This is a genomic window from Mesorhizobium sp. M1A.F.Ca.IN.020.04.1.1 (genome assembly GCF_003997315.1).
Lineage (GTDB): Bacteria > Pseudomonadota > Alphaproteobacteria > Rhizobiales > Rhizobiaceae > Mesorhizobium.
In genome coordinates this window covers 47,626-73,519 of sequence record NZ_RZSN01000004.1, presented here as the reverse complement: position 1 = coordinate 73,519, position 25,894 = coordinate 47,626, and the positions used below count along the sequence as shown (strand labels likewise).

At 64.4% G+C, this 25,894-nt stretch carries 24 protein-coding genes and 1 pseudogene; 13 read left to right on the top strand and 12 right to left on the bottom strand.

The features are described 5' to 3' along the window. Nucleotides 1-46: 46 nt before the first annotated feature. On the top strand, nt 47-1,636 hold the full coding sequence (locus tag EOA49_RS02310; RefSeq protein WP_127239647.1) for a trimethylamine methyltransferase family protein: 1,590 nt from the start codon (nt 47-49) through the stop codon (nt 1,634-1,636). A gap of 18 nt (nt 1,637-1,654) precedes the next feature. Here EOA49_RS02310 and EOA49_RS02305 read toward each other — a convergent pair whose 3' ends face one another. After that, complete coding sequence (locus EOA49_RS02305) at nt 1,655-2,053, bottom strand: hypothetical protein (protein WP_127239648.1); 399 nt, start codon at nt 2,051-2,053, stop codon at nt 1,655-1,657. Nucleotides 2,054-2,184: 131 nt separating this feature from the next. Further along, nucleotides 2,185-3,990: an IlvD/Edd family dehydratase gene (locus EOA49_RS02300; protein WP_095782337.1), complete on the bottom strand. Its 1,806-nt coding sequence runs from the start codon at nt 3,988-3,990 to the stop codon at nt 2,185-2,187. A gap of 150 nt (nt 3,991-4,140) precedes the next feature. Between EOA49_RS02300 and EOA49_RS02295 the strand changes: the two are divergent. Continuing rightward, nucleotides 4,141-4,242: pseudogene (locus EOA49_RS02295) on the top strand (SRPBCC domain-containing protein); the annotation flags it as partial. A 38-nt stretch (nt 4,243-4,280) separates the two neighbouring features. Here EOA49_RS02295 and EOA49_RS02290 read toward each other — a convergent pair. Continuing rightward, nucleotides 4,281-5,459: an Mrp/NBP35 family ATP-binding protein gene (locus EOA49_RS02290; RefSeq protein WP_095799272.1), complete on the bottom strand. Its 1,179-nt coding sequence runs from the start codon at nt 5,457-5,459 to the stop codon at nt 4,281-4,283. Nucleotides 5,460-5,669: 210 nt separating this feature from the next. Here EOA49_RS02290 and EOA49_RS02285 point away from each other — a divergent pair, with 210 nt between their 5' ends. Next, nucleotides 5,670-6,047, top strand: a complete 378-nt coding sequence (locus tag EOA49_RS02285) for a VOC family protein (RefSeq protein WP_067003624.1) — start codon at nt 5,670-5,672, stop codon at nt 6,045-6,047. Nucleotides 6,048-6,067: 20 nt separating this feature from the next. Here the strand turns inward: EOA49_RS02285 and EOA49_RS02280 are convergent, their stop codons facing one another. Both EOA49_RS02280 and EOA49_RS02275 read right to left on the bottom strand, forming a co-directional pair. Further along, nucleotides 6,068-7,072, bottom strand: coding sequence for an inorganic phosphate transporter (locus tag EOA49_RS02280; protein ID WP_067324384.1), 1,005 nt, complete (start codon nt 7,070-7,072; stop codon nt 6,068-6,070). Nucleotides 7,073-7,075: 3 nt separating this feature from the next. After that, complete coding sequence (locus tag EOA49_RS02275; RefSeq protein WP_067003620.1) at nt 7,076-7,717, bottom strand: DUF47 domain-containing protein; 642 nt, start codon at nt 7,715-7,717, stop codon at nt 7,076-7,078. Nucleotides 7,718-7,873: 156 nt separating this feature from the next. Here EOA49_RS02275 and EOA49_RS02270 point away from each other — a divergent pair, with 156 nt between their 5' ends. From EOA49_RS02270 to EOA49_RS02230, 9 genes are all read left to right on the top strand, one after another. Then, nucleotides 7,874-8,773 carry a LysR family transcriptional regulator gene (locus EOA49_RS02270; protein ID WP_067003618.1) on the top strand — a complete coding sequence of 300 codons (900 nt, stop codon included), beginning with the start codon at nt 7,874-7,876 and terminating at the stop codon, nt 8,771-8,773. Nucleotides 8,774-8,967: 194 nt separating this feature from the next. Next, the gene (locus EOA49_RS02265) at nt 8,968-9,447 is read left to right on the top strand and encodes a formate dehydrogenase subunit gamma (protein ID WP_067003616.1); all 480 of its coding nucleotides are present in this window, start codon (nt 8,968-8,970) and stop codon (nt 9,445-9,447) included. Then, entirely contained in the window at nt 9,444-11,000 is a 1,557-nt protein-coding gene (locus EOA49_RS02260; protein WP_127214952.1) for an NADH-quinone oxidoreductase subunit NuoF, read from the top strand. Before EOA49_RS02265 ends, EOA49_RS02260 begins: the two co-directional genes overlap by 4 nt. Before the next feature lie 10 nt (nt 11,001-11,010). Then, the gene (fdhF, locus tag EOA49_RS02255) at nt 11,011-13,923 is read left to right on the top strand and encodes a formate dehydrogenase subunit alpha (RefSeq protein WP_127239649.1); all 2,913 of its coding nucleotides are present in this window, start codon (nt 11,011-11,013) and stop codon (nt 13,921-13,923) included. 2 nt (nt 13,924-13,925) lie between these two features. Further along, nucleotides 13,926-14,756 carry a formate dehydrogenase accessory sulfurtransferase FdhD gene (fdhD, locus tag EOA49_RS02250; RefSeq protein WP_067003611.1) on the top strand — a complete coding sequence of 277 codons (831 nt, stop codon included), beginning with the start codon at nt 13,926-13,928 and terminating at the stop codon, nt 14,754-14,756. Beyond that, complete coding sequence (locus tag EOA49_RS02245) at nt 14,746-15,060, top strand: formate dehydrogenase subunit delta (RefSeq protein WP_127239650.1); 315 nt, start codon at nt 14,746-14,748, stop codon at nt 15,058-15,060. The genes fdhD and EOA49_RS02245 overlap by 11 nt, the downstream gene beginning before the upstream one ends. Nucleotides 15,061-15,185: 125 nt before the next feature. Further along, nucleotides 15,186-16,739, top strand: coding sequence for an alpha/beta fold hydrolase (locus EOA49_RS02240; RefSeq protein WP_127239651.1), 1,554 nt, complete (start codon nt 15,186-15,188; stop codon nt 16,737-16,739). 218 nt (nt 16,740-16,957) lie between these two features. After that, complete coding sequence (locus EOA49_RS02235) at nt 16,958-17,314, top strand: nuclear transport factor 2 family protein (protein ID WP_095782332.1); 357 nt, start codon at nt 16,958-16,960, stop codon at nt 17,312-17,314. Nucleotides 17,315-17,356: 42 nt separating this feature from the next. After that, nucleotides 17,357-17,671: a hypothetical protein gene (locus EOA49_RS02230; protein ID WP_067003605.1), complete on the top strand. Its 315-nt coding sequence runs from the start codon at nt 17,357-17,359 to the stop codon at nt 17,669-17,671. Between the two features lie 45 nt (nt 17,672-17,716). Here EOA49_RS02230 and EOA49_RS02225 read toward each other — a convergent pair whose 3' ends face one another. From EOA49_RS02225 to EOA49_RS02190, 7 genes are all read right to left on the bottom strand, one after another. Further along, nucleotides 17,717-19,144, bottom strand: coding sequence for a gamma-aminobutyraldehyde dehydrogenase (locus EOA49_RS02225; RefSeq protein ID WP_127239652.1), 1,428 nt, complete (start codon nt 19,142-19,144; stop codon nt 17,717-17,719). 118 nt (nt 19,145-19,262) lie between these two features. After that, nucleotides 19,263-20,078: an ABC transporter permease gene (locus EOA49_RS02220; RefSeq protein WP_067003601.1), complete on the bottom strand. Its 816-nt coding sequence runs from the start codon at nt 20,076-20,078 to the stop codon at nt 19,263-19,265. Beyond that, entirely contained in the window at nt 20,068-20,973 is a 906-nt protein-coding gene (locus EOA49_RS02215) for an ABC transporter permease (RefSeq protein ID WP_206519861.1), read from the bottom strand. Before EOA49_RS02215 ends, EOA49_RS02220 begins: the two co-directional genes overlap by 11 nt. 283 nt (nt 20,974-21,256) lie before the next feature. Further along, entirely contained in the window at nt 21,257-22,255 is a 999-nt protein-coding gene (locus EOA49_RS02205) for an ABC transporter ATP-binding protein (protein ID WP_095824287.1), read from the bottom strand. A 190-nt stretch (nt 22,256-22,445) separates the two neighbouring features. Continuing rightward, nucleotides 22,446-23,600, bottom strand: coding sequence for an ABC transporter substrate-binding protein (locus tag EOA49_RS02200; protein WP_127240067.1), 1,155 nt, complete (start codon nt 23,598-23,600; stop codon nt 22,446-22,448). 281 nt (nt 23,601-23,881) lie between these two features. Continuing rightward, entirely contained in the window at nt 23,882-24,793 is a 912-nt protein-coding gene (locus EOA49_RS02195) for a LysR substrate-binding domain-containing protein (protein ID WP_067003593.1), read from the bottom strand. A 53-nt stretch (nt 24,794-24,846) separates the two neighbouring features. Next, nucleotides 24,847-25,611, bottom strand: a complete 765-nt coding sequence (locus tag EOA49_RS02190; protein WP_095799264.1) for a DeoR/GlpR family DNA-binding transcription regulator — start codon at nt 25,609-25,611, stop codon at nt 24,847-24,849. A gap of 4 nt (nt 25,612-25,615) precedes the next feature. Here EOA49_RS02190 and EOA49_RS02185 point away from each other — a divergent pair, with 4 nt between their 5' ends. Then, on the top strand, nt 25,616-25,804 hold the full coding sequence (locus tag EOA49_RS02185; RefSeq protein WP_127214944.1) for a hypothetical protein: 189 nt from the start codon (nt 25,616-25,618) through the stop codon (nt 25,802-25,804). Nucleotides 25,805-25,894 lie beyond the last annotated feature (90 nt).

Sequence of the window (25,894 nt, the reverse complement as noted above, 5' to 3'; positions counted from 1 at the left end):
CCGCCGCGCATCCTGCCCCTGAAAAAGCAAAGGCGGAGTGCTTTCCATGTCAGTGGCTCTTGAGAAGCAGGAAACGACGTCGGACCAGCGTTCGCGGCGGTCCGGCGGGCGCGAAGCGCGCCGCGCGATGCGGGCAGCACCGCTCGCAGACGATATCCGTCCGGTGCGAGCCGGCCTCGAAGGCGGCAGCTACGGGCCATTGAGCCAGAACGACAAGGAACGCATCCATGAAGCGGTGCTGACGCTTCTGGAGACGGTGGGCTTCGCCAACGCCATCCCCTCCTGCATCGAGGCGCTGACCCGGGTCGGGGCGACCTACGGCGACGACGGCCGCATCCGCCTGCCGCGCGCGCTGGTGCTCGACACTATCAAGAAGGCGGCGCGCCACTTCACGCTCCACGGCCAGGATCCCAAGCACGACATGGTGATCCAGGGCAAACGCGTGCACTACGGCACGGCGGGCGCGGCGGTGCATCTGGTCGATGTCGAGAAGCGCGAATATCGCGAATCGCAGCTGCAGGACATCTATGACGCCGCCCGTCTCGTCGACGGGCTCGACAACATCCATTTCTTCCAGCGCACCATGGTGCCGCGCGATATTCCCGATCCGCTCGAGATGGACTTCAACACGCTCTATGCCTGCGTACTGGGGACATCCAAGCATGTCGGCACCTCGTTCACCGTGCGAGAGAACGTCAAGCCGGCGCTGGAAATGCTCTATGCGATCGCCGGCGGCGAGGAGAATTTCCGGGCGCGCCCTTTCGTGTCGAACTCGAACTGCTTCGTGGTGCCGCCGATGAAGTTCGCCGAGGACGCCTGCGGCGTGCTCGAAGCCTGCGTCGAGGGCGGGATTCCGATCCTGCTCTTGTCGGCCGGCCAGGCCGGCGCCACGGCTCCCGCCGCGATTGCCGGCGCCGTCGTGCAGGCGGTGGCCGAAGTGCTGATGGGCCTGGTCTATGTCAACGCCATCAAGCCCGGCCATCCGGCGATTTTCGGCACCTGGCCGTTCGTCTCCGACCTCCGGACCGGCGCCATGTCCGGCGGTTCGGCCGAGCAGGCCGTGTTGACCGCGGCCTGCGCCCAGATGGCGCAATATTACGACCTGCCGGGCGGCTCGGCCGCGGGCATGACGGATTCGAAGCTGCCCGACATCCAATCCGGCTATGAAAAAGGCATCACCGATGTGATGGCCGGTCTTGCCGGCCTCAACCTCATCTATGAATCGGCCGGCATGCATGCCTCGCTGCTCGGCTTCTGTCTCGAAAGCCTGATCATCGACAACGACATGCTCGGCCACTGCCTGCGATGCGTGCGCGGCATCGAGGTGACGGACGAGGCGCTGTCGATCGACACGATCGCCGATGTCTGCCTCAAGGGCCCGGGCCATTATCTCGGCAACGAGCAGACTTTGAAGCTGATGCAGACCGAATATTTTTATCCCGCAGTCGGCGATCGCTTCTCGCCCAAGGAATGGAATGAGAAGGGCCGGCCCGACATTTTGCAGCGGGCGATCGCCGAGAAAAAGCGCGTGCTGGCCGAGCGCTTTCCGCGCCATGTGTCGCGGCTCGTCGACGACAAGCTGCGCGCGCGCTTCGGCGAGATGATCAAGCTGCCGCGCAACAGGATGGGCGGCTGATCTTTCCGCTCTCGCAGATCACTCCGCACGCAGCCCATAGCGCTCGACGACTTCGGCGTTGATCAGCTTCCCATGCAGCGTCAACAGCACGATCTGCGCATCGAGGCTGTCGCCGGCTTCGAGCGCGGCCTCGATGCGGCGCTCGGCTTCCAAAGTGTGCTCCCTGCCATTGGCCCGCTCGAAGGTTTCCGGTCCGGCGACGCAATAGCCGCAGAGTTGCGCCACTGATTGATAAGCCTGAGGCGGCGGCTCCTCGGGCCAATGATCCTTCATCAGGTTGACGATGGTGAGCTTGACGCCCTCAGGCACCAGTGCCGGATGCAAGTCGGCCTTACGCAAGGCGTCGTCGAGCTGGCGCAAATCGCCCGAACGGCCGAACACGCCGAGGAAGCCGAGGGAAGAGCGCCGTTTCGCCATATATAGCCTCCCTTCGTAGGGCCGCCGGGATCGGGCTAATCTGTAGACGCCCCGCGGCCGAAACAAGGGCCATGAGAAAGGGCGGTCCGCCGGAAAGCGGTCCGCCCTTCGATTTTCGCCGTGCTCTGAATTCAGTGGTTGTCGCGCGGGACGCCCCTGGTGTGCGCGACATCCTGATATTTCACCGCCGGCTTCAGCACCATGCCGGCGGAGAACTGGTCGACCATGCCGCGCTGGATCTCCTGCCAGGGCGTCTGGTGCTCGGGATAGTCATAGCCGCCATTGCCCTGCAGCGCTGCCCGCCGCCTGGCGATCTCCTCGTCGCCGACAAGGATATTGGCGGTGCCCTTCCTCAGGTCGATGCGGACGCGGTCGCCAGTCTTGAGCAGCGCCAGCCCGCCGCCGACCGCTGCCTCCGGCGAGGCGTTGAGGATCGATGGCGAACCCGACGTGCCGGACTGGCGACCGTCGCCGATGCAGGCCAGCGAATGGATGCCCTTCTTGATGAGATGGGCCGGCGGCTGCATGTTGACCACCTCGGCGCCGCCCGGATAGCCGACCGGGCCGGCGCCGCGCATGAACAGGATCGTGTGCTCGTCGATGCCCTGCGCCGGATCGTCGATGCGGGCGTGGTAATCCTCCGGGCCGTCGAAGACCATGGCGTTGCCTTCGAAAGCCTCCGGATCGTTCGGGTTCGAGAGATAGCGCTCGCGGAATTCGGGCGAGATGCCGCTGGTCTTCATGATGGCGGAATCGAACAGATTGCCCTTGAGGTTGATGAAGCCGGCATTGCTCTTGAGCGGCTTGTCGACGCCGCGGATGACATCATGATTCTCGTTGACCGCGCCGCGGCAATTGTCGCCGATCGATTTGCCGTTGGCGGTGATCGCGTCGGGGTGCGGCAATAGTCCGCCTTTCAGCAACTCCGCCACGACGGCCGGCACGCCGCCGGCATGGTGATAGTCCTCGCCGAGATACTCGCCCGTCGGCTGCAGGTTGACGATCAGCGGCACGTTAAGGCCGATGTTCTGCCAGTCGTCATTGTCGAGCGGCACGCCGAGATGGCGGGCGATGGCATTGAGGTGGATCGGCGCGTTGGTCGAGCCGCCGATGGCCGAATTGACGACGATGGCATTCTCGAACGCCTGGCGGGTCATGATGTCCGACGGCTTCAGGTCCTCATGCACCATATCGACGATGCGCTTGCCGGTCTCGTAGGCAATCTGGCCGCGCTCGCGATAGGGCGCGGGGATCGCGGCCGAGCCCGGCAGCTGCATGCCGAGCGCTTCGGCCAGCGAGTTCATGGTGGTGGCGGTACCCATGGTGTTGCAATAGCCGGTCGACGGCGCCGAGGAGGCGACGATGTCCATGAACTCGTCATAATTGATCTCGCCGGCCGACAGCCGCTGGCGCGATTCCCAGACAATGGTGCCGGAGCCGGTGCGCTTGCCCTTATGCCAGCCATTGAGCATCGGGCCGACCGAAAGCGCGATCGCCGGAATGTTGACGGTCGCCGCCGCCATCAAGAGCGCGGGCGTAGTCTTGTCGCAGCCGATGGTCAGCACGACGCCGTCGAGCGGATAGCCGTAGAGCACCTCGACGAGGCTGAGATAGGCGAGGTTGCGGTCGAGCGCCGCCGTCGGCCGCTTGCCGGTCTCCTGGATCGGGTGGCACGGGAACTCGAAGGGGATGCCGCCCATCGAGACAATGCCTTCGCGCACGCGCTTGGCGAGCTCGAGATGGTGCCGGTTGCAGGGCGAGAGATCAGAACCCGTCTGCGCGATACCGATCAGCGGCTTGCCCGACATCAGCTCGGCGCGGGTCAGCCCGTAATTGAGGTAGCGCTCGAGATAGAGCGCCGTCATGCCCGGGTTGTCGGGATTGTCGAACCACTCCTGCGAGCGAAATTTCTTCTTCTTGGTGGGGGCGCCTGCCATCGTGGTCTCCGTATTTGTATGACAAATCGATATGACAACGCGCTCATGCAGGCAAGAGGCAGACACGCCGCAGACCCGCACTTTGGTGCGATAGACATAGAAAGGGCCGCGGCCTAGGACCAATCGAGGCCAGCAATCCGGGAGGTCTTGATGGCCTTGGTGATCGAAGGCGAGGAGCGGATCGCCGCACCCGTCGAGAAAGTGTGGGACGCCCTCAACGACCCGGAAATCCTGAAGGAGGCGATTCCCGGCTGGAAAGGAAATCGGACACCTAGCTGCGGCCCGGCGAATTACTCGAACACGATGCTGGGCACTGCCGCCTCGGCGGCGCCGCGTTCCTCTTGGACCCTGTCCCATACCCTCGCGGCGATATCGCGATAGATCTTCGCCTCGGCGCCGTCCGGCTTGGATGCGACCACCGGGGCGCCGGCGTCCGAGCTTTCGCGGATGCCCATCTCCAGCGGCACCTCGCCAAGGAAGGTGACGCCGAGCCGTTCGGCCTCGCGGCGCGCGCCGCCATGGCCGAAGATGTCGTAGCGCCTGCCGGTGTCGGGCGCGAGGAAATAGCTCATGTTCTCGACGATGCCGAGCAGCGGCACGTCGACCTTCTTGAACATGTTGAGGCCCTTGCGCGCATCGATGAGCGCCAGGTCCTGCGGCGTCGAGACGATGACGGCACCGGCCAGCGGCACCTGCTGGGCCATGGTGAGCTGGGCATCGCCGGTGCCGGGCGGCATATCGACGACCAGCACGTCGAGCGGTCCCCATTCGACCTCGCGCAGCATCTGGGTGAGCGCCGACATGACCATCGGGCCGCGCCAGATCATCGGCGTCTCCTCGTCGACCAGGAAGCCCATCGACATCACCTTGAGGCCGTAATTCTGCATCGGCTTCAGGATCTTGCCGTCGACCGTCTGCGGCCGGCCGTGAATGTTGAGCAGCCTCGGCATTGACGGCCCGTAGATATCGGCATCGAGCACGCCGACGCTTAGCCCATTGGCGGCAAGGCCGAGCGCCAGGTTGACGGCGGTGGTCGATTTGCCGACGCCGCCCTTGCCGGACGCGACCGCGATGATCGCATCGATGCCGGGCACGCCGCGTTTGCCGTGACTGTGAGAAGCCGGCGCCTGCGGGCCAGGACGCTGCGGCGCTGCCTGGGGAGCAGGTCGTGGCGACGCTGCTTGCGAAGCCGGCCGAACCGGCGCCTCCATGCCACCGCCCTTCTTCTCCGCCGTCAGCGCGACGACGGCGTTGGCGACGCCGGGGATCGCCTTGACGACACGCTCGGCGGCGGCGCGCAGCGGCTCCATCTCCTGGGCGCGGGCGGCGGGAACGGTAATCGAGAAAAACACCTTGGAATCGGCGATGAAAATCTCAGATACCAGGCCGAGGTCGACGATGTTGCCGGTGAAGTCCGGTCCATTGACCGTCCTCAGGCGCTCGATGACGGTTTCCTTGGTTACAGCCATGGTCTTTCCTCGGAGTTTGGCGTTCCAGATAGTGCAGTTTCCCGGCAGAACCAAGCCGTGGCGCAATGGCTCGTCCGGCGTGCTCCGGAAAACGACCGGTGGTGTCGGATTTGCCCGAGCGCGTCCCGATCCGCCGATTGCCATGGCCAATCGATCCAGGGGCCCTATCTCGGTTGCCATGAGCGACGGCAACCGGAAAAGGAGACTGTCATGCTCGCAAACAGCAACGCAGCGGCCAATGTGGCGGTGAAAGACCTTTCGAGAGCGCAGGGCTTTTACGAAGGAACGCTGGGCCTCAAGCCTGTCGACGACATGGCCGGAGAACTGATCGTCTACAAAAGCGGAGACACGGTCATCAACGTCTATCGTTCAGAATTCGCCGGTACCAACAAGGCGACGGCGTTGACCTGGACGGTCGGCGACCAGATCGGCGCCATTGTCCAGGCGCTGAAGTCGAAGGGCGTCACCTTCGAGCGCTATGAGATGCCCGGGCTGACGCTCGAGGGCGATGTCCATGTCGGCTACGGCATGAAGGTCGCCTGGTTCAAGGACCCGGACGGCAACATACTGTGTCTTGCGGGCGAGTAGATTTCAGCACCAGCTTTGCCTCAGACCGCCAGGCGCGTGACAAAATAGGTCAACGCCGAAATCGCCGCCGTCGCCGGCAGGGTGATCACCCACGCCACGACAATGTTGCCGGCAATGCCCCAGCGCACCGCCGAGACGCGGCGGGCAGCACCCACGCCGATGATGGCGCCGGTGATTGTATGCGTGGTCGAGACCGGGACACCGAGCCAGGTGGCGGCGAACAACGTTATCGCCCCGCCGGTCTCGGCGCAAAAACCCTGCATCGGGTTCAGCCGAGTGATCTTCGATCCCATCGTGTGCACGATGCGCCAGCCGCCGAAGAGCGTGCCCAGCGCCAATGCCGACTGGCAGGTGATGACCACCCAGAACGGCACGTGGAAGCTCTGGCCGAGCATGCCTTGCGAATAGAGCAGCACGGCGATGATGCCCATGGTCTTCTGCGCGTCATTGCCGCCGTGCCCCAGCGAATAGAGCGAGGCAGAGAAGAACTGCAGGACGCGAAAGCTGTTATCGACCGCGAACGGCGTCTGCCGAACGAACAGCCATGAGACGATGAGGATAAGGACAAGCGCCAGCACGAATCCGGTCGCCGGCGAGAGCACGATCGCCGCGGCCGTCTTGCCGAGCCCGGACCAGACGATGGCCCCGGGGCCGGCCTTGGCGACGCCGGCGCCGACCAACCCGCCGATCAGCGCATGCGAGCTGCTCGACGGAATGCCGGCGATCCAAGTGACGATGTTCCAGACGATGGCTCCGATGAGCGCGGCGAAGATAACTGCCGGAGTCACGATCTCGGCGTCGACGATGCCCTTTCCCACCGTCTCGGCGACATGCAGACCGAAGAACAGGAAGGCGATGAAATTGAAGAAAGCCGCCCAGAACACGGCATAGTGCGGCCTCAGCACGCGGGTGGAGACGATAGTCGCGATCGAGTTGGCGGCATCGTGCAGGCCGTTGAGGAAATCGAAGAACAGCGCCACGGCGACGAGGCCGACCAGCAGGGGAAAGGCGATCGCGGCGTCCATCTGTTAGACGTTCTCGATCGCGATGCCGCTGATCTCGTTAGCGACGTCCTCGAAACGGTCGACCACCTTTTCCAGCTGGCCGTAAATCTCCGAGCCGATCAGGTAGGCCATAGGGTCGCTGCGGCCGTGCCGCTTGAACAGGTCCTTCAGGCCCTGCTCGTGCAGGTCGTCGGCGCGGCCCTCAACGCGCATGACTTCTTCGGCGATGGCGTTCAGCCGCGCGGCGTTGGCGCCAACCTTGCCGAGCAGTGGGATGGCCTCTGCTACCAGGCGGGCGGCCTCGACGATGACGCTGCCCATTTCCCGCATCAGCGGATCGAATTCCCTCATCTCGAACAATTTCACCGTCTTGACGGCCTTGTGCATCGTATCGATGGCATCATCCATCGACTGGATCAGATCCTTGATGTCGCCGCGGTCGAAGGGCGTGATGAAGGAGCGCCTGACGGCAAGCAGCACCTCCGCGGTGATCCCGTCCGCTTCGTCCTCCAGATCGACGATCGTCTGGCACCAGCGGTCGATGTCCCGGCCCTGGAGAAGCTGCTCAAGCGCCTCGGCGCCGCCGACCACCGTGCGCGAATGCCGTTCGAACAGTTCGAAGAAGCGATCCTCGCGCGGCAACAGTCTGCGAAACCAACCCAGCATCTGCTCCTCCCTGCTTCCGCCTACCCCACATAGCGCCATGCGCGGCGCGGGAAAACAGATAAGCCGGCTCAAAAATGTGGATGAGATCCTATCGTTCATCCGCCTTGCGAAGCAAAGCGATTTCCCCGACCTTGGGCAGACCGTGGATCGGATGACATGATCGACAAGCTGGAATTCTTCATCGCTTTAGCCAGGGAAGAGCATTTCGGCCGCGCCGCCGAGGTGTGCGGCGTCACCCAGCCGACGCTGTCGGCCGGCATCAAGCAGCTCGAGGAGCAGCTCGGCGTCATGCTGGTGCTGCGCGGCTCGCGTTTCCAGGGTCTGACGCCGGAAGGCAAGCAGGTGCTGGTTTGGGCGCGCCGCATCGTCGGCGATTCAAGGACCATGCGCGAGGAGATGCGGGCGGCGCGCCACGGCCTGTCCGGCCGCATCCGCATCGCCGCCGTTCCGACGGCGCTCGCCATGGTGGCGCGGCTGACGACGCCATTCCGCGACAAGCATCCCGGCGTCACCTTTTCGGTGCTGTCACGGACCTCGATCGAGGTGCTGACGCTGCTCGGCAATCTCGATGTCGATGCCGGCATCACCTATCTCGACAACGAGCCGCTGGGGCGGGTAACCAGCGTGCCGCTCTATGACGAGCGCTACCAGCTGATCACGGCAGTCGGCAACCCCTATTCCGACCGCGACAAAGTGACGTGGGCAGAGATCAGCCAGTTGCCGCTCTGCCTGCTGACGCCGGACATGCAGAACCGCCGCATCATCGACCAGCATCTGGCGGAAGCCGGCGTGCAGGTGCGGCCGACACTGGAATCCAACTCGATGATCGTGCTGTTCTCGCATATCCGGACCGGCAAGTGGTCGTCGATCATGCCGCTCAACCTTGCGGAAACATTCGGCTTTTCCGAACCGATCCGGGCCATTCCGATAGTCGATCCGGATGCCAGCCACACGGTCGGGCTGGTGGCGGCGCCGCGCGAGCCGCACACGCCGCTGGTGCAGGCGCTGCTGGACGAGGCAATGGCGCTGGCAGACGATTTCCGTTCCCACCGCTAGGCTAGACAATGCGGGCTCAGCGTTTTTGATAGAAAATTTCTATCAAGCGACGAGACTGCTTTATTGATCTCGGAGGTTTCCTCTGATTTCATAAGGACTTAGCGATATTGCGCCCTGTGCATGTCGTTGCCCCAAAACCGCTCTATATTTTGGGGTGACATATGTGTTGGCGCCACGGCCAGGGAGGGCGCTGCATGCCGATGCAGCCTGCAAGTACCGAGATCGCGTCGCGCATAGCGGCGATCATCGAGGAATTGAAGGACCTCGAAGGTCCGCTGCTGCCGATTCTCCACGGCATCCAGGAAGAATTCGGACATGTGCCGCAGGCGGCGCTTCCGGTCATCGCCGACGGGCTGAACCTCTCGAGAGCGGAGGTGCATGGCGTCGTCACCTTCTATCACGATTTCCGCGCCAAGCCGGCCGGCCGGCATGTGCTGAAGCTCTGCCAGGCGGAAGCCTGCCAGTCGATGGGTTCGGAAGCCGTCGCCACCAAGGTCAAGCAACTGCTCGGCATCGATTTTCACGAGACCGCACGCGACGGATCGGTTACACTGGAGCCGGTCTATTGCCTCGGGCTTTGCGCCTGCTCGCCGTCGGCGATGCTCGACGGCGAAGTGATCGGCCGGCTCGACGACGAGAAGATCGAAGAGATCGTCGCGGAGGTGCGTTCATGATCCCGCGCATCTACATCCCTGCCGATTCCGGTGCTCTGGCGCTCGGCGCCGAAAAGGTCGCCAGGGCGATCGAGAAGGAGCTCAAGGAGCGCGGCGTCGAGGCCAAGATCGTGCGCAACGGCTCGCGCGGCGCCTATTTCCTGGAGCCGATGGTCGAGGTTGCGACCGCCGAGGGCCGCGTCGCCTACGGGCCGGTCAAGCCGTCTGACGTGAAAAGCCTGTTCGACAGCGGTTTCCTCAAGGGTGGCCATCACAAGCGCTGGCTGGGTGCGCCAGACAAGATCCCCTTCCTCGCCAAGCAGACGCGGCTGACCTTCGCGCGCTGTGGCGTCATCGACCCGCTGTCGCTCGACAGCTATAAGTCGCATGGCGGTCTGAGAGGCCTGCAGAACGCGGTCGCCATGGCGCCGGCGGACGTCGTGAACCAGGTGACCGAGTCCGGCCTGCGCGGCCGCGGCGGCGCAGGCTTCCCGACCGGCATCAAGTGGAAGACGGTTCTCGATACGAATTCCGAACGCAAATACATCGTCTGCAATGCCGACGAGGGCGACAGCGCCACCTTCGCCGACCGCATGATCATGGAGGGCGATCCCTTCGTGCTGATCGAAGGCATGGCGATCGCCGGCATCGCCACCGGCGCGACCAAGGGCTTCGTCTATATCCGCTCGGAATATCCGCATGCGGTGGCGACGATGAATAAGGCCGTGGCGATCGCCCGCAAGGCAGGCGTGCTCGGCGTCAATGTGCTTGGCTCGCCCAACGCCTTCGACATGGAAATCCGCGTCGGGGCCGGCGCCTATGTCTGCGGCGAGGAAACCTCGTTGCTCAACAGCTTGGAAGGCAAGCGCGGCGTGGTGCGCGCCAAGCCGCCGCTGCCGGCGATCCAAGGGTTGTTCGGCAAGCCGACGGTGATCAACAACGTGATCAGCCTGGCCTCCGTGCCGATCATCATGGACAAGGGCGCCGCCTACTACAAGGATTTCGGCATGGGCCGTTCGCGCGGCACGATCCCGATCCAGATCGCCGGCAACGTCAAGCATGGCGGCCTGTTCGAGACGGCCTTCGGCCTGACGCTGGGCGAAATCGTCGACGAGATCGGCGGCGGCACGGCTTCGGGGCGGCCGGTGAAGGCGGTGCAGGTCGGCGGCCCGCTCGGCGCCTATTTCCCACGCGCGCTTTTCGACACGCCGTTCGATTACGAGGCTTTTGCTGCCAAGGACGGGCTGATCGGGCATGCCGGCATAACCGTGTTCGACGACAGCGCCGACATGATGAAGCAGGCGCGCTTTGCCATGGAGTTCTGCGCCATCGAAAGCTGCGGCAAGTGCACGCCCTGCCGCATCGGCTCGACGCGCGGCATGGAGGTTCTGGACAAGGTCGCCGCGGGCATCGAGGCGGAGAAGAACCTCGCTCTGGTCACCGACCTCTGCAACACGATGAAGTTCGGATCGCTCTGCGCCCTGGGCGGCTTCACGCCCTACCCGGTGATGAGCTCGATCACGCATTTCCCCGAGGATTTCAAGCCGGCGCCGACGCGCGTGGCTGCCGAATAGGAGCTGGCAGATGAACATCAAAGCCGACTTCCCGACACTCATCGAAGAGATCGACTACGGAACGCCGGAGTCGAGAGCGGCGAAGCAGGTGACGCTGACCGTTGACGGGCAAAGCATCACCGTGCCGGAAGGCACCTCGATCATGCGCGCGGCGATGGAAGGCGGGGTCGAGATCCCGAAGCTCTGCGCCACCGACATGCTGGACTCTTTCGGCTCGTGCCGCGTCTGCCTGGTCGAGATCGACGGCCGCGGCGGCACGCCCGCATCCTGCACGACGCCGGTCGGCGAGGGCATGGTGGTGCGCACGCAGTCCGAGCGGCTCGATGCCATCCGCCGTGGCGTCATGGAACTCTACGTCTCCGACCATCCGACCGGCTGGAACGAGAAGGCCGGAACCGGCGCCAGCGAGTTCGACGCGGTTGCGGAGTCGGTCGGTCTGACCGAGAACCGCTACGGCGTCGAAGGCCGCAACCACGTCAAGGAAGAAGGCGGCGTGGCGCCCGGCCATGGCTCGCTGGCGGTCGACTACATCGCCCGCGATGAGTCCAACCCCTACTTCACCTATGATCCGGCGCAGTGCATCGTCTGCTCACGCTGCGTGCGCGCCTGCGAAGAGGTGCAGGGCACCTTCGCGCTGACCATCGAGGGCCGCGGCTTCGAGTCCCGCATGGTCGCCGGCATGCATGAGGATTTCATCGCTTCCGAATGCGTGTCCTGCGGCGCCTGCGTGCAGGCCTGCCCGACCGACGCATTGCGCGAGAAGACCGTGCTCGAGAAGGGCATGCCGGAGCGCTCGGCCGTCACGACCTGCGCCTATTGCGGCGTCGGCTGCTCGTTCAAGGCGGAAGTGAAGGGTGACGAAGTCATCCGCATGATGCCCTACAAGGACGGCAAGGCGAACCACGGCCATTCCTGCGTCAAAGGCCGTTTTGCCTATGGCTATGCCACCCACAAGGATCGGATCCTGTCGCCGATGATCCGGGAGAAGATCACCGATCCGTGGCGCGAGGTGAGCTGGGAAGAGGCGATCGCCCATACGGCAAAGGAATTCCGCCGCATCCAGTACCAGTACGGACGCGGCTCGATCGGCGGCATCACCTCCTCGCGCTGCACGAACGAGGAGACCTATCTCGTCCAGAAGCTGGTGCGGCAGGGCTTCCGCAACAACAATGTCGACACCTGCGCGCGCGTCTGCCATTCGCCGACCGGCTACGGCCTCGGCCAGACCTACGGCACCTCGGCCGGCACGCAGGACTTCGACTCGGTCGAATACACCGACGTTGCCGTCATCATCGGTGCCAATCCCGCTACGGCGCATCCGGTGTTCGCCTCGCGGCTGAAGAAGCGGCTGCGTGAGGGCGCCAAGCTGATCGTGCTCGACCCGCGCCGCACCGAGATGGTGAAGTCGGCGCATGTCGAGGCCGACTACCACCTGCCGCTGAAGCCCGGCACCAACGTCGCGGTGCTGACGGCACTGGCCCACGTCATCGTCACCGAGGGCCTGTTCGACGAAGCCTTTATCCGCGAGCGCTGCGACTGGGCCGAGTTCCAGGACTGGGCGTCCTTCGTCGCCCTGCCGGAAAACAGCCCCGAGACGGTCGGCAAGCTGTCCGGCGTCGATCCTGAAGCGATCCGGGGTGCCGCGCGCCTTTACGCCAAGGGCGGCAACGGCGCGATCTATTACGGCCTCGGCGTCACCGAGCACAGCCAAGGCTCGACTACGGTGATGGCGATCGCCAACCTCGCCATGGCCACCGGCAATATCGGCCGTCCGGGCGTCGGCGTGAACCCGCTGCGCGGCCAGAACAATGTCCAGGGCTCCTGCGACATGGGTTCCTTCCCGCATGAGCTGCCGGGCTATCGCCATATCTCCGGCGAAGCCGTGCGCGACATCTATGAGAGCCTGTGGGGCGTGAAGCTGGACGAGGAGCCCGGCCTGCGCATCCCCAACATGCTGGATGCCGCCGTCGACGGCTCATTCAAGGGCATCTACATCCAGGGCGAGGACATCCTGCAGTCCGACCCCGATACCAAGCATGTCGCCGCAGGGCTGGCCGCGATGGAGTGCGTCGTCGTGCACGACCTCTTCCTCAATGAGACGGCAAACTACGCGCATGTCTTCCTGCCGGGCTCGACCTTCCTGGAGAAGGACGGCACCTTCACCAATGCCGAGCGCCGCATCAACATGGTGCGCAAGGTGCTGGAGCCGAAGGCCCGCTACGCCGACTGGGAGGCGACGCAGGAGCTCGCCCGCGCCATTGGACTGGACTGGAACTACACGCACCCGTCTGAGATCATGGACGAGATCGCCAAGACGACGCCGAGCTTCGCCGGCGTCTCCTTCGAGCTGCTCGACCGTGTCGGATCGGTGCAGTGGCCCTGCAACGAGAAGGCACCGCTCGGCACGCCGATCATGCATGTCGACGGCTTCGTGCGCGGCAAGGGCAAGTTCATCCGCACCGAATATGTCGCGACGGACGAGCGGACCGGCCCGCGCTACCCGCTGCTGCTCACCACCGGGCGTATCCTGTCGCAGTACAATGTCGGCGCGCAGACCAGGCGTACCGAAAACGTCGCCTGGCATGCCGAAGATCGGCTGGAGATCCATCCGCACGACGCCGAGAACCGCGGCATCCGCGAGGGCGACTGGGTGCGGCTGGCGAGCCGTTCGGGCGAGACCACCCTGCGCGCGCTGATCACCGACCGCGTGTCGCCCGGGGTCGTCTACACGACCTTCCACCACCCGGACACGCAAGCCAATGTGATCACGACCGACTTCTCGGACTGGGCGACCAATTGTCCGGAATACAAGGTCACCGCCGTGCAGGTGGCGCCATCCAACGGCCCGACCGAGTGGCAGAGGGACTATAACGAGCAGGCCAAGCAGAGCCGCCGCATCGCCCCGCTGGAAGCGGCGGAGTAGTCTTGGCCGCGCGCCGCAAAGCCACGACGCAAATCTCGCGGCTGGCGCGTCGTGCCGGCGGCACGGCGGCTGCGAACCGCATGGTGCCGGAGGAGACGCCGGTCGCGTTCTCCTATGCCGGCACCACCCATGCGGTGATGATGGCGAGCCCGGCCGATTTCGAGGATTTCGCGCTCGGCTTCTCGCTCACCGAAGGCATCGTTGCCGACCCGGCAGAGATCGAGGCGATCGAAGTCGAGGATCTCGGCGCCGGCATCGACATCCAGATCAAGCTGAAGGACCGGGCCAACACGCGCTTCCAGGCGCGACGGCGCCGGCTTGCCGGGCCGGTCGGCTGCGGCCTGTGCGGCATCGAATCCATCGAGGAAGCGATGCGGTCGGTCGACGCGGTCGGTTCGTCGAAGCTTACGCTCGACGCCGAAGACGTCACGCGTTCGGTCAAGCTGCTGTCGAAGCAGCAGCCGCTGCACACCGAGACCGGGGCGGTGCATGCTGCCGGCTTCTACGTTCCCGGCAAAGGTATCGTGATGGCGCGCGAGGATGTCGGCCGCCACAATGCGCTGGACAAGCTCGCCGGCGCGCTGGCCAAAGCCGGCATCGACGGCGCGAGCGGCGCCGTCGTGGTCACCTCGCGCGTGTCGGTGGAGATGGTGCAGAAAACCGCCGCCATCGGTGCCCCGATCATCATGGCGGTTTCGGCGCCGACCGCGCTTGCCATCCGCACCGCCGAGTCCGCCGGGATGACGCTGGTGGCGCTGGTGCGCGGCGACGATTTCGATATTTTCACCCACCCCGACCGGGTGGCTTGCGGAGTTGCCAAGCATGTCGCGTGACGAAGACCACATCGCCAGCACCAAGGAAAAGCTGGTGCGCATGGCCAATCAGATCGCCACCTTCTTCCATTCGAAGCCGCGTGAGGAAGGCATTGCCGGCGTTGCCGAGCACATCAACAAATTCTGGGAGCCCAGGATGCGGCGGCAGTTCTTCGAGCTGCTGGACGGCGACCCGGAAGATTTCGACGAGCTGGTGATCGCCGCATCCGCCAAGATCAAGCGTCCGCTGACGGCGGAGCAGGCCGACAAGAGCCTCGGTTACAGCAAGCCTGCGGAGGCTGAGGGCGCCATTCCGCATAAGTAGGGCCTCGGGGCCGCATCGGCGCCAAAGGTCTTAGTATTTCCGCTCTCTAAAGTTTCGCTGCCGCAAGCCGGCTGCCTCTGCTATGGTTGAGGACAGGAGATCGTCTGGCCGGGCGGGGTAGTTGCGTGAGGCCGATCGAGACCAGATATGCCCGTAGCGGGGATGTGCGGATCGCCTATCAGGTGGTCGGCCAAGGCTCGTTCGATCTCGTCTTCGTCCCCGGCTTCATCTCCAATCTCGACCTACAATGGGAAGACGAGGGCTACAGCCGCCTGCTGAAGCGGCTTTCGGCTTTTTCACGGCTGATTCTGTTCGACAAACGCGGCACCGGGCTGTCGGACCGCGTGGACAACCATCATTTGCCCGGCCTGGAGACCCGCATGGATGACGTGCGCGCGGTGATGGACGCCGCCGGCAGCGGCCGCGCGGCGATCCTCGGCGCTTCGGAAGGCGCACCGATGGCGATGCTGTTTGCCGCCACCTATCCGGAGCGGACGCGGGCACTCGTGCTCTATGGCGGTTATGCGCATTTCCACAAATGGGTAATGCCGCCGGAGCGCCTGGAAGCCTTCATCGAGATTGCCGAGACTTGCTGGGGCACCGGCGCGACCTTGCCCAATTTCGCGCCAGGCCGGGTGGATGACACGCATTTCGCCCGGTGGTGGGCACGGTTCGAACGGCTGTCGGCCGGCCCGACGGCCGCGGCAGCCCTTGCCCGCATGAATGCAGACATCGACGTGCGCGGCATTCTGTCCGCGATCAACGCGCCGACGCTGCTGATCCATCGCCGCAATGACGCGCGCGTCGATCCGGAGGCCAGCCGCTTCCTTGCCAGGAAGATTCGCGGCGCCCGGCTTGCTGAGATACCCGGCCGCGACCATCCGATCTGGACCGGGGACGTCGACCGGGTGGCCGACCTGATCGAGGAGTGCCTGACCGGCCAGCCGGCGGTGGCCGACACCGAGCGGGTGCTTGCCGCGCTGCTGGTGACGCGCACATTCGACACCGCCAAGCTCGGCGACCGCATGTGGAGCGAGCGCAGCCAGCGCTTCCAGGAAGCATGGCGGCTGCTGGTGGGCCGCCAAGGCGGGCGGATTGCCGGCACGCACGGCGAATTGCTGATCTCTCGTTTCGACGGGCCGGCGCGCGCCATACGCTGCGCGGCGGCGCTGCGCGATGCGGCGCAGCAGATTGGCGTGGCAAGTGGGCAAGGCGTGCATGTCGGCGAGATCGAAATGCGCGGCCAGCCGGTCGGCCTCACGGCGCGGGTGACCATTCAGCTCGCCACCCATGCCGGACCCGGCGACATCCTCGCTTCGCGGTTGGTCGCCGAACTGGCGATAGGCTCCGGCCTGCGTTTCATCGACGCCGGACGTGTCAGTCTCGACGAGCTGAGCGAGCCGCTGCCGGTGGTCCAGGCCACGTCTGAACAACATCTGGAACCGGCCTGCCGCCCCAGGCCCAGGGCCCTGCAGCCAGCTACACTGACGGCGCGGGAAAGCGAGGTGGTGAACCTGATTGCCGACGGCATGAGCAATGCGGCGATCGCCGCCGAGCTGAGGCTCAGCGAGCATACGGTCAAGCGGCACGTCGCCAACATATTGCTCAAGCTGGACCTGCCGTCGCGCGCTGCTGCGGCGGCCTTCTCGGCAAGGCACACTGGCCCGGACGGGCCATGAGTGCCATGGCGCTTTCGGGCGAAGCGAAAGGGGTGTCTCTAGGACTATGAATTCGTCCCATGCAGGCCAAGCGTCAGGTGGGCTCGTCAAGAAGCAGACCGACGACCTGTTCGCAGCCGCCATGGCCAGTTCGCAGTGAGAAGTCCCTGCCCGGCAGTAATCGTCGGGCAGCGCTTCGGACATCTACCACCCAAGACGATGGGCACATGGAGGATGAAATGCTGACCAAGACAGTGGACGGCGCGGCGATCAAGAAAGCGATCGAGAGCCGTGACGGCAAGATGCTGGCGAGCTTCTACAATGACGATGCGCTGGTGCGGGTGATCGACCGCAACAACCCGCCGAGCAAGCCGCGCGAAATCCGCGGCCGCGCGGCGATCAGCACCTTCTGGGACGACATCTGCAGCCGGGCGATGACCCACAAGGTCGACGCCACGATCGCCGAGGGCGACAATCTCGCCTTCACCCAGGCCTGCGCCTATCCCGACGGCACCAAGGTGTTCTGCGCCGCGATGCTCGAATTGAAGAACGGCCGCATCGCGCGGCAGACGGTCGTGCAGGCCTGGGACGAGTAGCTCAAGAACGGATTCATCTGCAAGACAGGGAGGAGAACCAAGATGTTCAGCGCCAGATGGCAGATCGATGCCAAGTTCGGTCACAAGCAGACCGCGCTCGAGCTGATGCGGAAATGGGAGCGCGAGATCGGCTCGCAGGTTGGGCTCGCCGACCTGAAATTCCAGCTCATGACCGGTTCAGTCGGCGCACGCGAAGCGACGATCGAGACCCACCACCAGGTCGAGAGCCTGGCCCAGTTGGAGGAGTTCTTCGCCAAGATCGCCAAGATCGAGGCGCACGCCAAATGGGGCAAGGAGCTGGAGCCCTATGTGGTGTCGGGCACCAGCCTGTGGAACATCTACCGCATCGTCGAGTAGCGGCCTGCGTGGCCGACCTCGCCCGTTGTGGGAGAGGTAGAGGGCTTACCCGTGCGCCACCATCACATGGCGGACGGCGGTGTAGTCCTCCAGCGCGTAGAGCGACATGTCCTTGCCGTAACCGGACTGCTTCAGGCCGCCATGCGGCATCTCGTTAGTGAGCATGAAGTGGGTGTTGATCCAGGTGCAGCCATATTGCAGCCGGGCCGCGGTCGTCATGGCGCGCGAGACGTCCCTGGTCCACACCGACGATGCGAGGCCGTAGTCGCTGTCATTCGCCCAGTTCACCGCCTCGTCGACCTCGGAGAACCGGGTGACCGAGACGACCGGGCCGAACACCTCGCGGCGCACGATCTCGTCTTCCTGCAACGCTCCGGCGACGACCGTCGGCTGGTAGTAGAAGCCGGAGCCCTCGCCCGGCTTGCCGCCGGTGGTGATCTCGATGTGCTTCAATTCCGAAGCGCGCTCGACGAAGCTTGACACGCGGTCGCGCTGGCGGCGCGAGATCAGCGGCCCGATCTCGTTCTCGGTGTCGTCGGGCAGATTGTATTTGATGGTCGACGCCGCCGAGGAGAGATCGGCGACCAGCTTGTCGTAGATCTTCCTGCCGGCATAGATGCGGCAGGCGGCGGTGCAGTCCTGGCCGGCATTGTAGTAGCCGAAGGCGCGCAGACCGTTCACCACCGCGCCGAGATCGGCGTCGTCGAAGACGACGACCGGCGCCTTGCCGCCGAGCTCAAGATGGGTTCGCTTGACCGACTTGGCGGCCGCCTGCAGCACTTTCTTGCCGGTGGCGACGTCGCCGGTGATCGAGATCATGTTGACCTTGGGATGATTGATCAGCGTGTTGCCGACGCTGTCGCCGCGGCCGAGGACGACATTGACGACGCCCTCGGGCAGGATTTCCGACAGGATCCTCGCCAGCTTCAGCGCCGTCAGCGGCGTCTGCTCCGATGGCTTGAAGACGACGGTGTTGCCGCCGCCGATCGCCGGCGCCAGCTTCCAGGCCATCATCATCAGCGGATAGTTCCAGGGCGCGATGGAGGCGACGATGCCGATCGGATCGCGCCGCACCATCGAAGTGTGGCCGGGCAGATACTCGCCCGCGACCTGGCCTGGCATCGAGCGCACCGCGCCGGCGAAGAAGCGGTAGCAATCGACGATCGCCGGGATCTCGTCATTGAGCACGGCGTTGATCGGCTTGCCGCAATTCAGCGCCTCGAGCGCGGCGAACTCCTTCGCTTCGGCCTCGATGCGGTCGGCGATTTTCAACAGATAGCCGGAGCGCTGCGCCGGCGTGGTGCGCGACCAACTGACGAACGCTCGTTCGGCGGCACTGACAGCCGCCTCGATCTGCGCCGGACTTGCTTCCGGCAGGTTGAGGATGGTCGCGCCGGTCTTCGGATTGAGGATCGGCTCCTCGATTTCGGTGCCCTTGTCGAATTTCGAGCCGATCAGCATCTGGGTGTCCATGGGGGTTTCTCCCTTCGCAGTAGCGAGTAGCGAGTTGCGTGCAGCGAGTTGCGAATGGCGGGCAGGGTTCGCGATCGATTTTCCCTATTCGCTATTGGCTAATCCCTATTCGCTGTTTTCATTTGCCCGAGCCGGCGATCTGGTCGCCGTCGCGGGTCAGGTAATAGGCAAAGAGGATCGGCAGCAGCGTCACCAGCACGACGACCATGGCGACGACATTGGTGACCGGACGCTGCCGCGGTCTGATCAGTTCCTCCAGCATCCAGATCGGCACGGTCTGCTGCTGGCCGGCGGTGAAGGTGGTGACGATGACCTCGTCGAAGGACAGCGCGAAGGCCAACATGCCGCCGGCAAGCAGCGCGGTTGCAATGTTGGGCAGCACGACATGCCTAAACGTCTGAAAACCGTCGGCGCCGAGATCCATCGAGGCCTCGATCATCGAGCCTGAGGTGCGGCGAAAACGGGCGACGGCATTGTTGTAGACGACGACCACGCAGAAAGTGGCGTGGCCGAGCACGATCGTCCAGAACGAGAACGGGATGTCGGCGAGCGCAAAAGCCGAGCGCAGCGCGATGCCGGTGATGATGCCGGGCAGCGCGATCGGCAGGATGACGAGCAATGAAATCGCCTCGCGGCCGAAGAAGCGCGTGCGCGAAACCGCAGCGGCGCAGAGCGTGCCAAGAACCAGCGCGATCGCGGTCGAAATGGCAGCGACGCGGATCGACAGCGACAGCGCCTCCCAGACATCCGGCCTGTTCCAGGTGACGGCGAACCATTGCGTGGTCAAACCCGGTGGCGGCCACACAAAACTCTTCTCTTCGGTGGTGAAGGCATAGACGAAGATCAAAAGGATCGGCAGATGCAGGAAGAGCAGGCCGCAGGCGGCGGCGATCTTCAGCCCGAGCGGAGCGGATTGGCCGCGATCAGAGCGCATCGAAAGCTCCCATGCGCTTGGCGCCCCACAGATAGAAGCCCATGATGACGATGGGCACCACGGTGAAGGCGGCGGCTAAAGGAATGTTGCCGGCGGTGCCTTGCTGCGAATAGACGGCCTGGCCGATGAACAGGCGCGAGGTGCCGATGATCTGCGGGATGATGTAGTCGCCCAATGTCAGCGAGAAGGTGAAGATCGAGCCGGCGACGATGCCCGGCAGCGCCAGTGGGAAGAGCACGTTACGAAAGGTCTGGCCGGGCGAGGCGCCGAGATCGGACGAGGCCTCGACGAGGTTGCCGGGGACGCGTTCCAGCGCCGCCTGCACAGGCAGGATCATGAACGGCAGCCAGACATAGACGAAGACGATGAAGGTGCCGGTGAAGGAGACCGACAGCGAGTTGCCGCCAACGATCGGCAACGACAGCCAGGCCTCGAGCAGCCATAGCAGGCCGAGCTTGCCTAACAGCCAAGTGAGAATGCCTTCCTTGGCGAGGATCAGTTTCCAGGCGTAGATCTTGACCAGATAGCTCGACCAGAGCGGCAGCATGACGCCGAGATAGAACAGCGCCTTCCAGCGGCCGCGCGCATAGCGCGCCGCGTAATAGGCGATGGGGAACGCGATGACCGCGGAGGCGAGCGTCACGAGCGCCGCCATCGTCACCGTGCGCAGGATGATGTCGAGATTGGCGGCCTGGAACAGGTCGCCATAGGTCTTCAGCGTGAACTCGCGGTTGATCAGGCCGGAGAACTCGTCGATCGAGAAAAAGCTCTGCAAAAGCAGCGCGAAAAGCGAGCCTATATAGACGATGCCCAGCCACAGAAGCGGCGGCAGCAGCATGAGCAGCAAGAGAAGTATCGGCCGGCGCCAGAAGAGGTCGGAGAGCGCCCCGCGCATGCCGCCGTTGCCGGGCAGGATGGCGGGCACGGGCTTGGATTGAACAGCGGCGATTGTCATCGCGCCGCACCGACGATCAGATCGACGGCGGCAAGGCCGAGATCCTTCACACCTCCCTCTGGCCTGCCGGCCATCTCCCCCGCGAGGAGGGAGATCAGCAGCTCGTCTGCCCCGCCAGTTCTGCAACGCCGAAGATTGGCGAAGCGAGCGGCGAGAGCCAATCTCCCCCCTTGCGCGGGAGATGTCCGGCAGGACAGAGGAGGGTGCTTTGCACAATCCTCAATCATGCCGGCTCGTCCATCAGATGCAGGTGCTCGCGATTGAAGGTGAGCATCACCGCCTCGCCTTCGGCAGGGAGCGCGGTCCCCGCCGGCACCATGGCATGCAGCCTCAGCCCATCGGCATCGAGCGCCAGCCTTGTGGTGGCGCCGAGATAGTTGGTCCCGACCAGACGCGCGGCAACACCATCGCCGCTCGTGGCGCCCGATACGCGGATGGATTCAGGCCTGAGGCTGCCCCAGCGATGCTGGCCGGAATAGCGCTGCACGAAATCCGGCGGCAGCACGTTGGACGAGCCGACGAAATCGGCGACGAAGCGCGTCCTCGGCCGCTGGTAAATGTCCTCCGGCGTGCCGACCTGCATGATTCTGCCGTCGTTGAAGACGGCAACACGGTCGGCCATGGAAAGCGCTTCGCCCTGGTCGTGAGTGACGAAGACGAAGGTGATGCCGAGCACCTTCTGCAGCGACTTCAGTTCCTCCTGCATGTTCTCGCGCAGCTTGAGGTCGAGCGCGCCGAGCGGCTCGTCGAGCAGCAGCACTTTGGGCTGGTTGACGAGCGCCCGGGCAAGCGCGACGCGCTGGCGTTGACCGCCGGAGAGTTGGCCGGGGCGCCGGGCCCCATAGCCCGGCAGGCGCACCAGCGAGAGCGCCTCTTCCGCCGCCTTCAGCCGTTCGACCCTGCCGACGCCCTTGACCATCAGCCCGTAAGCGACGTTGTCGAGCACGTTCAGATGCGGGAACAGCGCGTAGTCCTGGAAAACGGTGTTGACGTTGCGGCGATAGGGCGGAACGCCTTCGGCCCGCTCGCCGAAGATGGAGATCGAGCCGGCCGTCGGCTGCTCGAAGCCGGCGATCAGTCTGAGGCAGGTCGTCTTGCCGGAACCGGACGGCCCGAGCATGGCGAAGAACTCGCCCGGCGCGATGTCGAGATCGACCGCATCGACGGCGCGCACGCTGCCGAAATGGCGCGAGACTTGTTTAAAGGAAACGGCGGAGGTCATGATCTGTCCTGAAGGTTCAGGCTCTCAAATTCGGGCGTCTGTGCTGCCCCTCGTCCGCCTGCCGGCACCTTCTCCGCGTGAAAGACGGGGAGACGGGACAAACTCCAGCGCTGGCGACCCCCTCTCCCCGTTCTTCAAGGGGAGAGGGTAAGGGTGAGGGGCAGCGCCAACTTCTAAAGGCTAGGCGAACTCACCGCCCACCGATGACGCCGATATAGTCCGACACCCAGCGGTAATAGGGCACGCACTTGTCATTCTGGCTGGCGCATTTCGAGATCGGCGTCTTCCAGAACTTGATCTTCTCGAAATTGTCGTAACCGTTGGTCTTGCAGCCCTCGTCGCCGAGCAGTTCATTGCCCTTGCAGGCGGCGGGCACGACCGGCAGCGAGCCGAACCAGGACGACACATCGCCCTGGACCTTGGGCGAGAGCGAGTGCTCGAGCCACATATAGGCGCAGTTCGGATGGGCGGCGTCGGCTTCCATCATGGTGGTGTCGGCCCAGCCGGTCACGCCCTCCTCCGGCACGGTCGAGGCGACCGGCTTCTTGGCGGCGATCAGCGTGTTCACCTGATACGGCCACGAGCCGGAGGCGACGACGCCTTCGTTCTGGAAATCGTCGACCTGGATCGCGGCGTCATGCCAGTAGCGGCCGACCAGGGTGCGCTGGGTGCGCAGCAGATCGAGCGCCGCCTTGTACTGGTCTTCGCTGAGCTCGTACGGATCCTTGATGCCCAGTTCCGGCTTGTGGAACATCAGGTAGTTGGCGGCATCGGCAATATGGATCGGGCCGTCATAGGCCTGGACACGACCCTTGTTCGACTTGCCGTCGGGCAGCTTCATCTCCTCGAAAACGACGTTCCAGCTCTTGGGCGCTTCCTTGAAGACGGTGGTGTTGTACATCAAGATGTTCGGGCCCCACTGGTAGGGGACGCCGTAATGCACCTTGTCGACGGTGAACCAGGGCGCGTCCTTGAGACGGTCGTCGATCGTCTTCCAGCTCTTGATGAGGTCGGTGTTGATCGGCTGCACGCGCTTGCCGGCGACGAGGCGCAGCGAAGCATCACCAGAAGCCGTCACCAGGTCGAAGCCGCCCTCGTTCATCAGCGAGACCATCTCATCCGACGTATTGGCGGTCTTGACGTTGACCTTGCAGCCGGTCTCCTTCTCGAAGGCAGACACCCAGTCGTAGTTCTTGTCGGTCTCGCCACGCTCGATATAGCCCGGCCAGGCGACGATATTCAGCTCGCCCTCGCCCTTGCCGACTTCCCTGACCTGGGCGATCGCCTGACCCGAGAAGGTCAGCGCAACCGTCAACGCCGTGCATGACTTCAGGAATGCATTCATCATCGATCTCCCATTTTGGCGCATGGCCCCGAAACCGATCCGGTTTTCAACAAGGATCACACGCAAACCTGAACGCCAGAGCTCCCATCACCCCGGCAGCCGCGCTCCCGAGCGGCTTTGTTCCCTGAGCGAAAAGTGCGGTGAAAATTCCGGTTTCGCAAATCCATTTATCAGAAAGCCGATATCGGATTTTCCGATACTCTTTCCGACGCCATTCCGGACGGAAGGTTGCGGCGAAGTGGCCGAGCCCAACCGTTCACACTTTGCTGGAATCGCTCTGATCAGAGCCGCTGCCGGACCATGCGCTGCGACTGGGCAAGTCCGATAAAGTCGCGGGCAGCCTGCGGCAGGCTGGAACCGCGGCGCCAAACCATGCCGACCTGGACGACCGGAAGCGAGCCGGAGATATCGCGGGATTCGATGCGGTCGCCTTCCAGCGACCAGGGACGATAGACGAGATCTGGCAGCAGCGCCACGCCGGCGCCGGTGGCGACGAGGCTGCGCACGGCCTCGACGGAGCGGGTGCGGAAGGCGACATGCGGTCTCGCACCCAGCGCCGACAGCAGCTTGCCGGTGTTCTCCTCGATCTCGTCGACGGTCAGCATGATCAGCGGTTCGGAAGCGATGTCGCCGATCGAGATAATGTCGGCGCTGGCGAGCTTGTGGCTGAGCGGCAGCCAGAGCCGATAGGCCGAGACTTCGAGGATTTCCGACTGCAGCGCGGTGCGATCGCGCAAATTCGACGTGACCATGACGGCGATATCGAGCTTGCCGCCGACCAGCAGATGCTCGAGATAGTCGCCATTGTCCTCGATCGCCGAGACTTCGACGCTCGGATAGGCGCGGCGGTAGCGAGCCAGCAGATCGGAGAGCACGTATCCGGCTACAAGCGAGGTGACGCCGAGCTGCAGCCGCCCGCCGGCCGTCAACTGATCGCCGAGGAAAGCGCGGCGCGCATCGGAAACGTCGGCCAGGATTTTCGTCGCGTGGCGCAGGAACTGGTGGCCCTTATGGGTGATGTTGAGGCCGCGCGGGTGGCGGTCGAACAGCTCGACGCCGAGATCGCTCTCCAGCTCCTTGATCGCCTCGGTGACCGAGGATTGCGAGATGGAGAGGTTCTGCGCGGCGCCCGAGACCGTGCCTTGCTCGGCGACGGCGACGAAGAACTGGAGCTGGCGGATGGTGAAGGCCATGCCCGACTAAACACCGGCGCGGCCGGGAAGGAAAGCCGTTGGCGGCTCCGGCGCTAGGCCGTCGCAATGCTGAGACGCGCGCCGGCCTGGCTGAGCGCGGCGGCGATGTCGCGCGGCGGCGGCTGGTCGGTGGCAAGCTCGGAGAAACCGTCGAAGCCGCAGACCTGAACCAGGCCCTGCCGGCCGAACTTGGTATGGTCGGTGACGACCAGCGTGCGTTGCCCGCGCGACAACACCATGCGGGCGAATTCCGCCTCCTCCAGCTCGTAGTCGGTCAGGCCGGCGACGGCGTCGACCGCGCCGATGGAGATCACCGCGTGGCTGACCGAGAAGCGGCTTACGAATTCGATCGCCGCGACTCCGAGGGCCGCGCCTGAATCGCTGCGTAGCTCGCCGCCGGCCATGTAGACCTTGTTGCCGTTCACCGTCGCCAGCGTACGGGCGATGTCGGACGAATTGGTGACCACCGTCAGGCGGCGATGGCCGAGCAGTTCGCGCGCCAGGAAGGACGTGGTGGTGCCGGTGTCGAGCATGATCGACTCGCCGTCGCGGATGGTGGCCGCGACCATGCGGGCAATCAGACGCTTTGCTTCGGCATTCTCGCGCATGCGGCGCTCGAACGGCGCCTCGCCTGTCATAGAGCGCAGGCTGACGGCGCCATGCATCTTGAGCAATGCTCCGTCATCCGTCAGCGGTTTCACGTCGCGCCTGACCGTCTCCAGCGACACGCCCAGGCGCTCGGCCAGGCTGGCGATGGTGATCGTGCCCTCCTCACCGAGGAGCCGCAGGATCTCGCCGTGCCGTTTCGAGTGGATCATGTGGATGTCCGGGATTTTGACCGATTCTACGGCATTCCTAACGCTTTTAAAGGAATTGCTCATATTTTCGGGCAAAACACCCAAAAAAGGTCACAGCTTTTTATTGACAGCAACATCACGCTGGCGTGAGATTGTTGTCGTGACAGGCTCGGAACTGCCACAGGAGGGTGATGGCAGAGCCGCAATCGACTGACCAGATTTTCTGGAACGTGCCTGACGCGAGCTTTTTTCGAATCCGCGGGGGCGGATGCCGGGATCTTAAGCCTGGCCAAGGGGCTCGTCG

Excerpts from the sequence above, each read along its gene's own strand:
- EOA49_RS02310 (WP_127239647.1), top strand. The coding sequence starts at position 47 with ATGTCAGTGGCTCTTGAGAAGCAGGAAACGACGTCGGACCAGCGTTCG.
- EOA49_RS02305 (WP_127239648.1), bottom strand. The coding sequence starts at position 2,053 with ATGGCGAAACGGCGCTCTTCCCTCGGCTTCCTCGGCGTGTTCGGCCGT.
- EOA49_RS02300 (WP_095782337.1), bottom strand. The coding sequence starts at position 3,990 with ATGGCAGGCGCCCCCACCAAGAAGAAGAAATTTCGCTCGCAGGAGTGG.
- EOA49_RS02290 (WP_095799272.1), bottom strand. The coding sequence starts at position 5,459 with ATGGCTGTAACCAAGGAAACCGTCATCGAGCGCCTGAGGACGGTCAAT.
- EOA49_RS02285 (WP_067003624.1), top strand. The coding sequence starts at position 5,670 with ATGCTCGCAAACAGCAACGCAGCGGCCAATGTGGCGGTGAAAGACCTT.
- EOA49_RS02280 (WP_067324384.1), bottom strand. The coding sequence starts at position 7,072 with ATGGACGCCGCGATCGCCTTTCCCCTGCTGGTCGGCCTCGTCGCCGTG.
- EOA49_RS02275 (WP_067003620.1), bottom strand. The coding sequence starts at position 7,717 with ATGCTGGGTTGGTTTCGCAGACTGTTGCCGCGCGAGGATCGCTTCTTC.
- EOA49_RS02270 (WP_067003618.1), top strand. The coding sequence starts at position 7,874 with ATGATCGACAAGCTGGAATTCTTCATCGCTTTAGCCAGGGAAGAGCAT.
- EOA49_RS02265 (WP_067003616.1), top strand. The coding sequence starts at position 8,968 with ATGCCGATGCAGCCTGCAAGTACCGAGATCGCGTCGCGCATAGCGGCG.
- EOA49_RS02260 (WP_127214952.1), top strand. The coding sequence starts at position 9,444 with ATGATCCCGCGCATCTACATCCCTGCCGATTCCGGTGCTCTGGCGCTC.
- fdhF (WP_127239649.1), top strand. The coding sequence starts at position 11,011 with ATGAACATCAAAGCCGACTTCCCGACACTCATCGAAGAGATCGACTAC.
- EOA49_RS02245 (WP_127239650.1), top strand. The coding sequence starts at position 14,746 with ATGTCGCGTGACGAAGACCACATCGCCAGCACCAAGGAAAAGCTGGTG.
- EOA49_RS02235 (WP_095782332.1), top strand. The coding sequence starts at position 16,958 with ATGCTGACCAAGACAGTGGACGGCGCGGCGATCAAGAAAGCGATCGAG.
- EOA49_RS02230 (WP_067003605.1), top strand. The coding sequence starts at position 17,357 with ATGTTCAGCGCCAGATGGCAGATCGATGCCAAGTTCGGTCACAAGCAG.
- EOA49_RS02225 (WP_127239652.1), bottom strand. The coding sequence starts at position 19,144 with ATGGACACCCAGATGCTGATCGGCTCGAAATTCGACAAGGGCACCGAA.
- EOA49_RS02220 (WP_067003601.1), bottom strand. The coding sequence starts at position 20,078 with ATGCGCTCTGATCGCGGCCAATCCGCTCCGCTCGGGCTGAAGATCGCC.
- EOA49_RS02215 (WP_206519861.1), bottom strand. The coding sequence starts at position 20,973 with ATGCGCGGGGCGCTCTCCGACCTCTTCTGGCGCCGGCCGATACTTCTC.
- EOA49_RS02205 (WP_095824287.1), bottom strand. The coding sequence starts at position 22,255 with ATGACCTCCGCCGTTTCCTTTAAACAAGTCTCGCGCCATTTCGGCAGC.
- EOA49_RS02200 (WP_127240067.1), bottom strand. The coding sequence starts at position 23,600 with ATGAATGCATTCCTGAAGTCATGCACGGCGTTGACGGTTGCGCTGACC.
- EOA49_RS02195 (WP_067003593.1), bottom strand. The coding sequence starts at position 24,793 with ATGGCCTTCACCATCCGCCAGCTCCAGTTCTTCGTCGCCGTCGCCGAG.
- EOA49_RS02190 (WP_095799264.1), bottom strand. The coding sequence starts at position 25,611 with ATGATCCACTCGAAACGGCACGGCGAGATCCTGCGGCTCCTCGGTGAG.
- EOA49_RS02185 (WP_127214944.1), top strand. The coding sequence starts at position 25,616 with ATGTCCGGGATTTTGACCGATTCTACGGCATTCCTAACGCTTTTAAAG.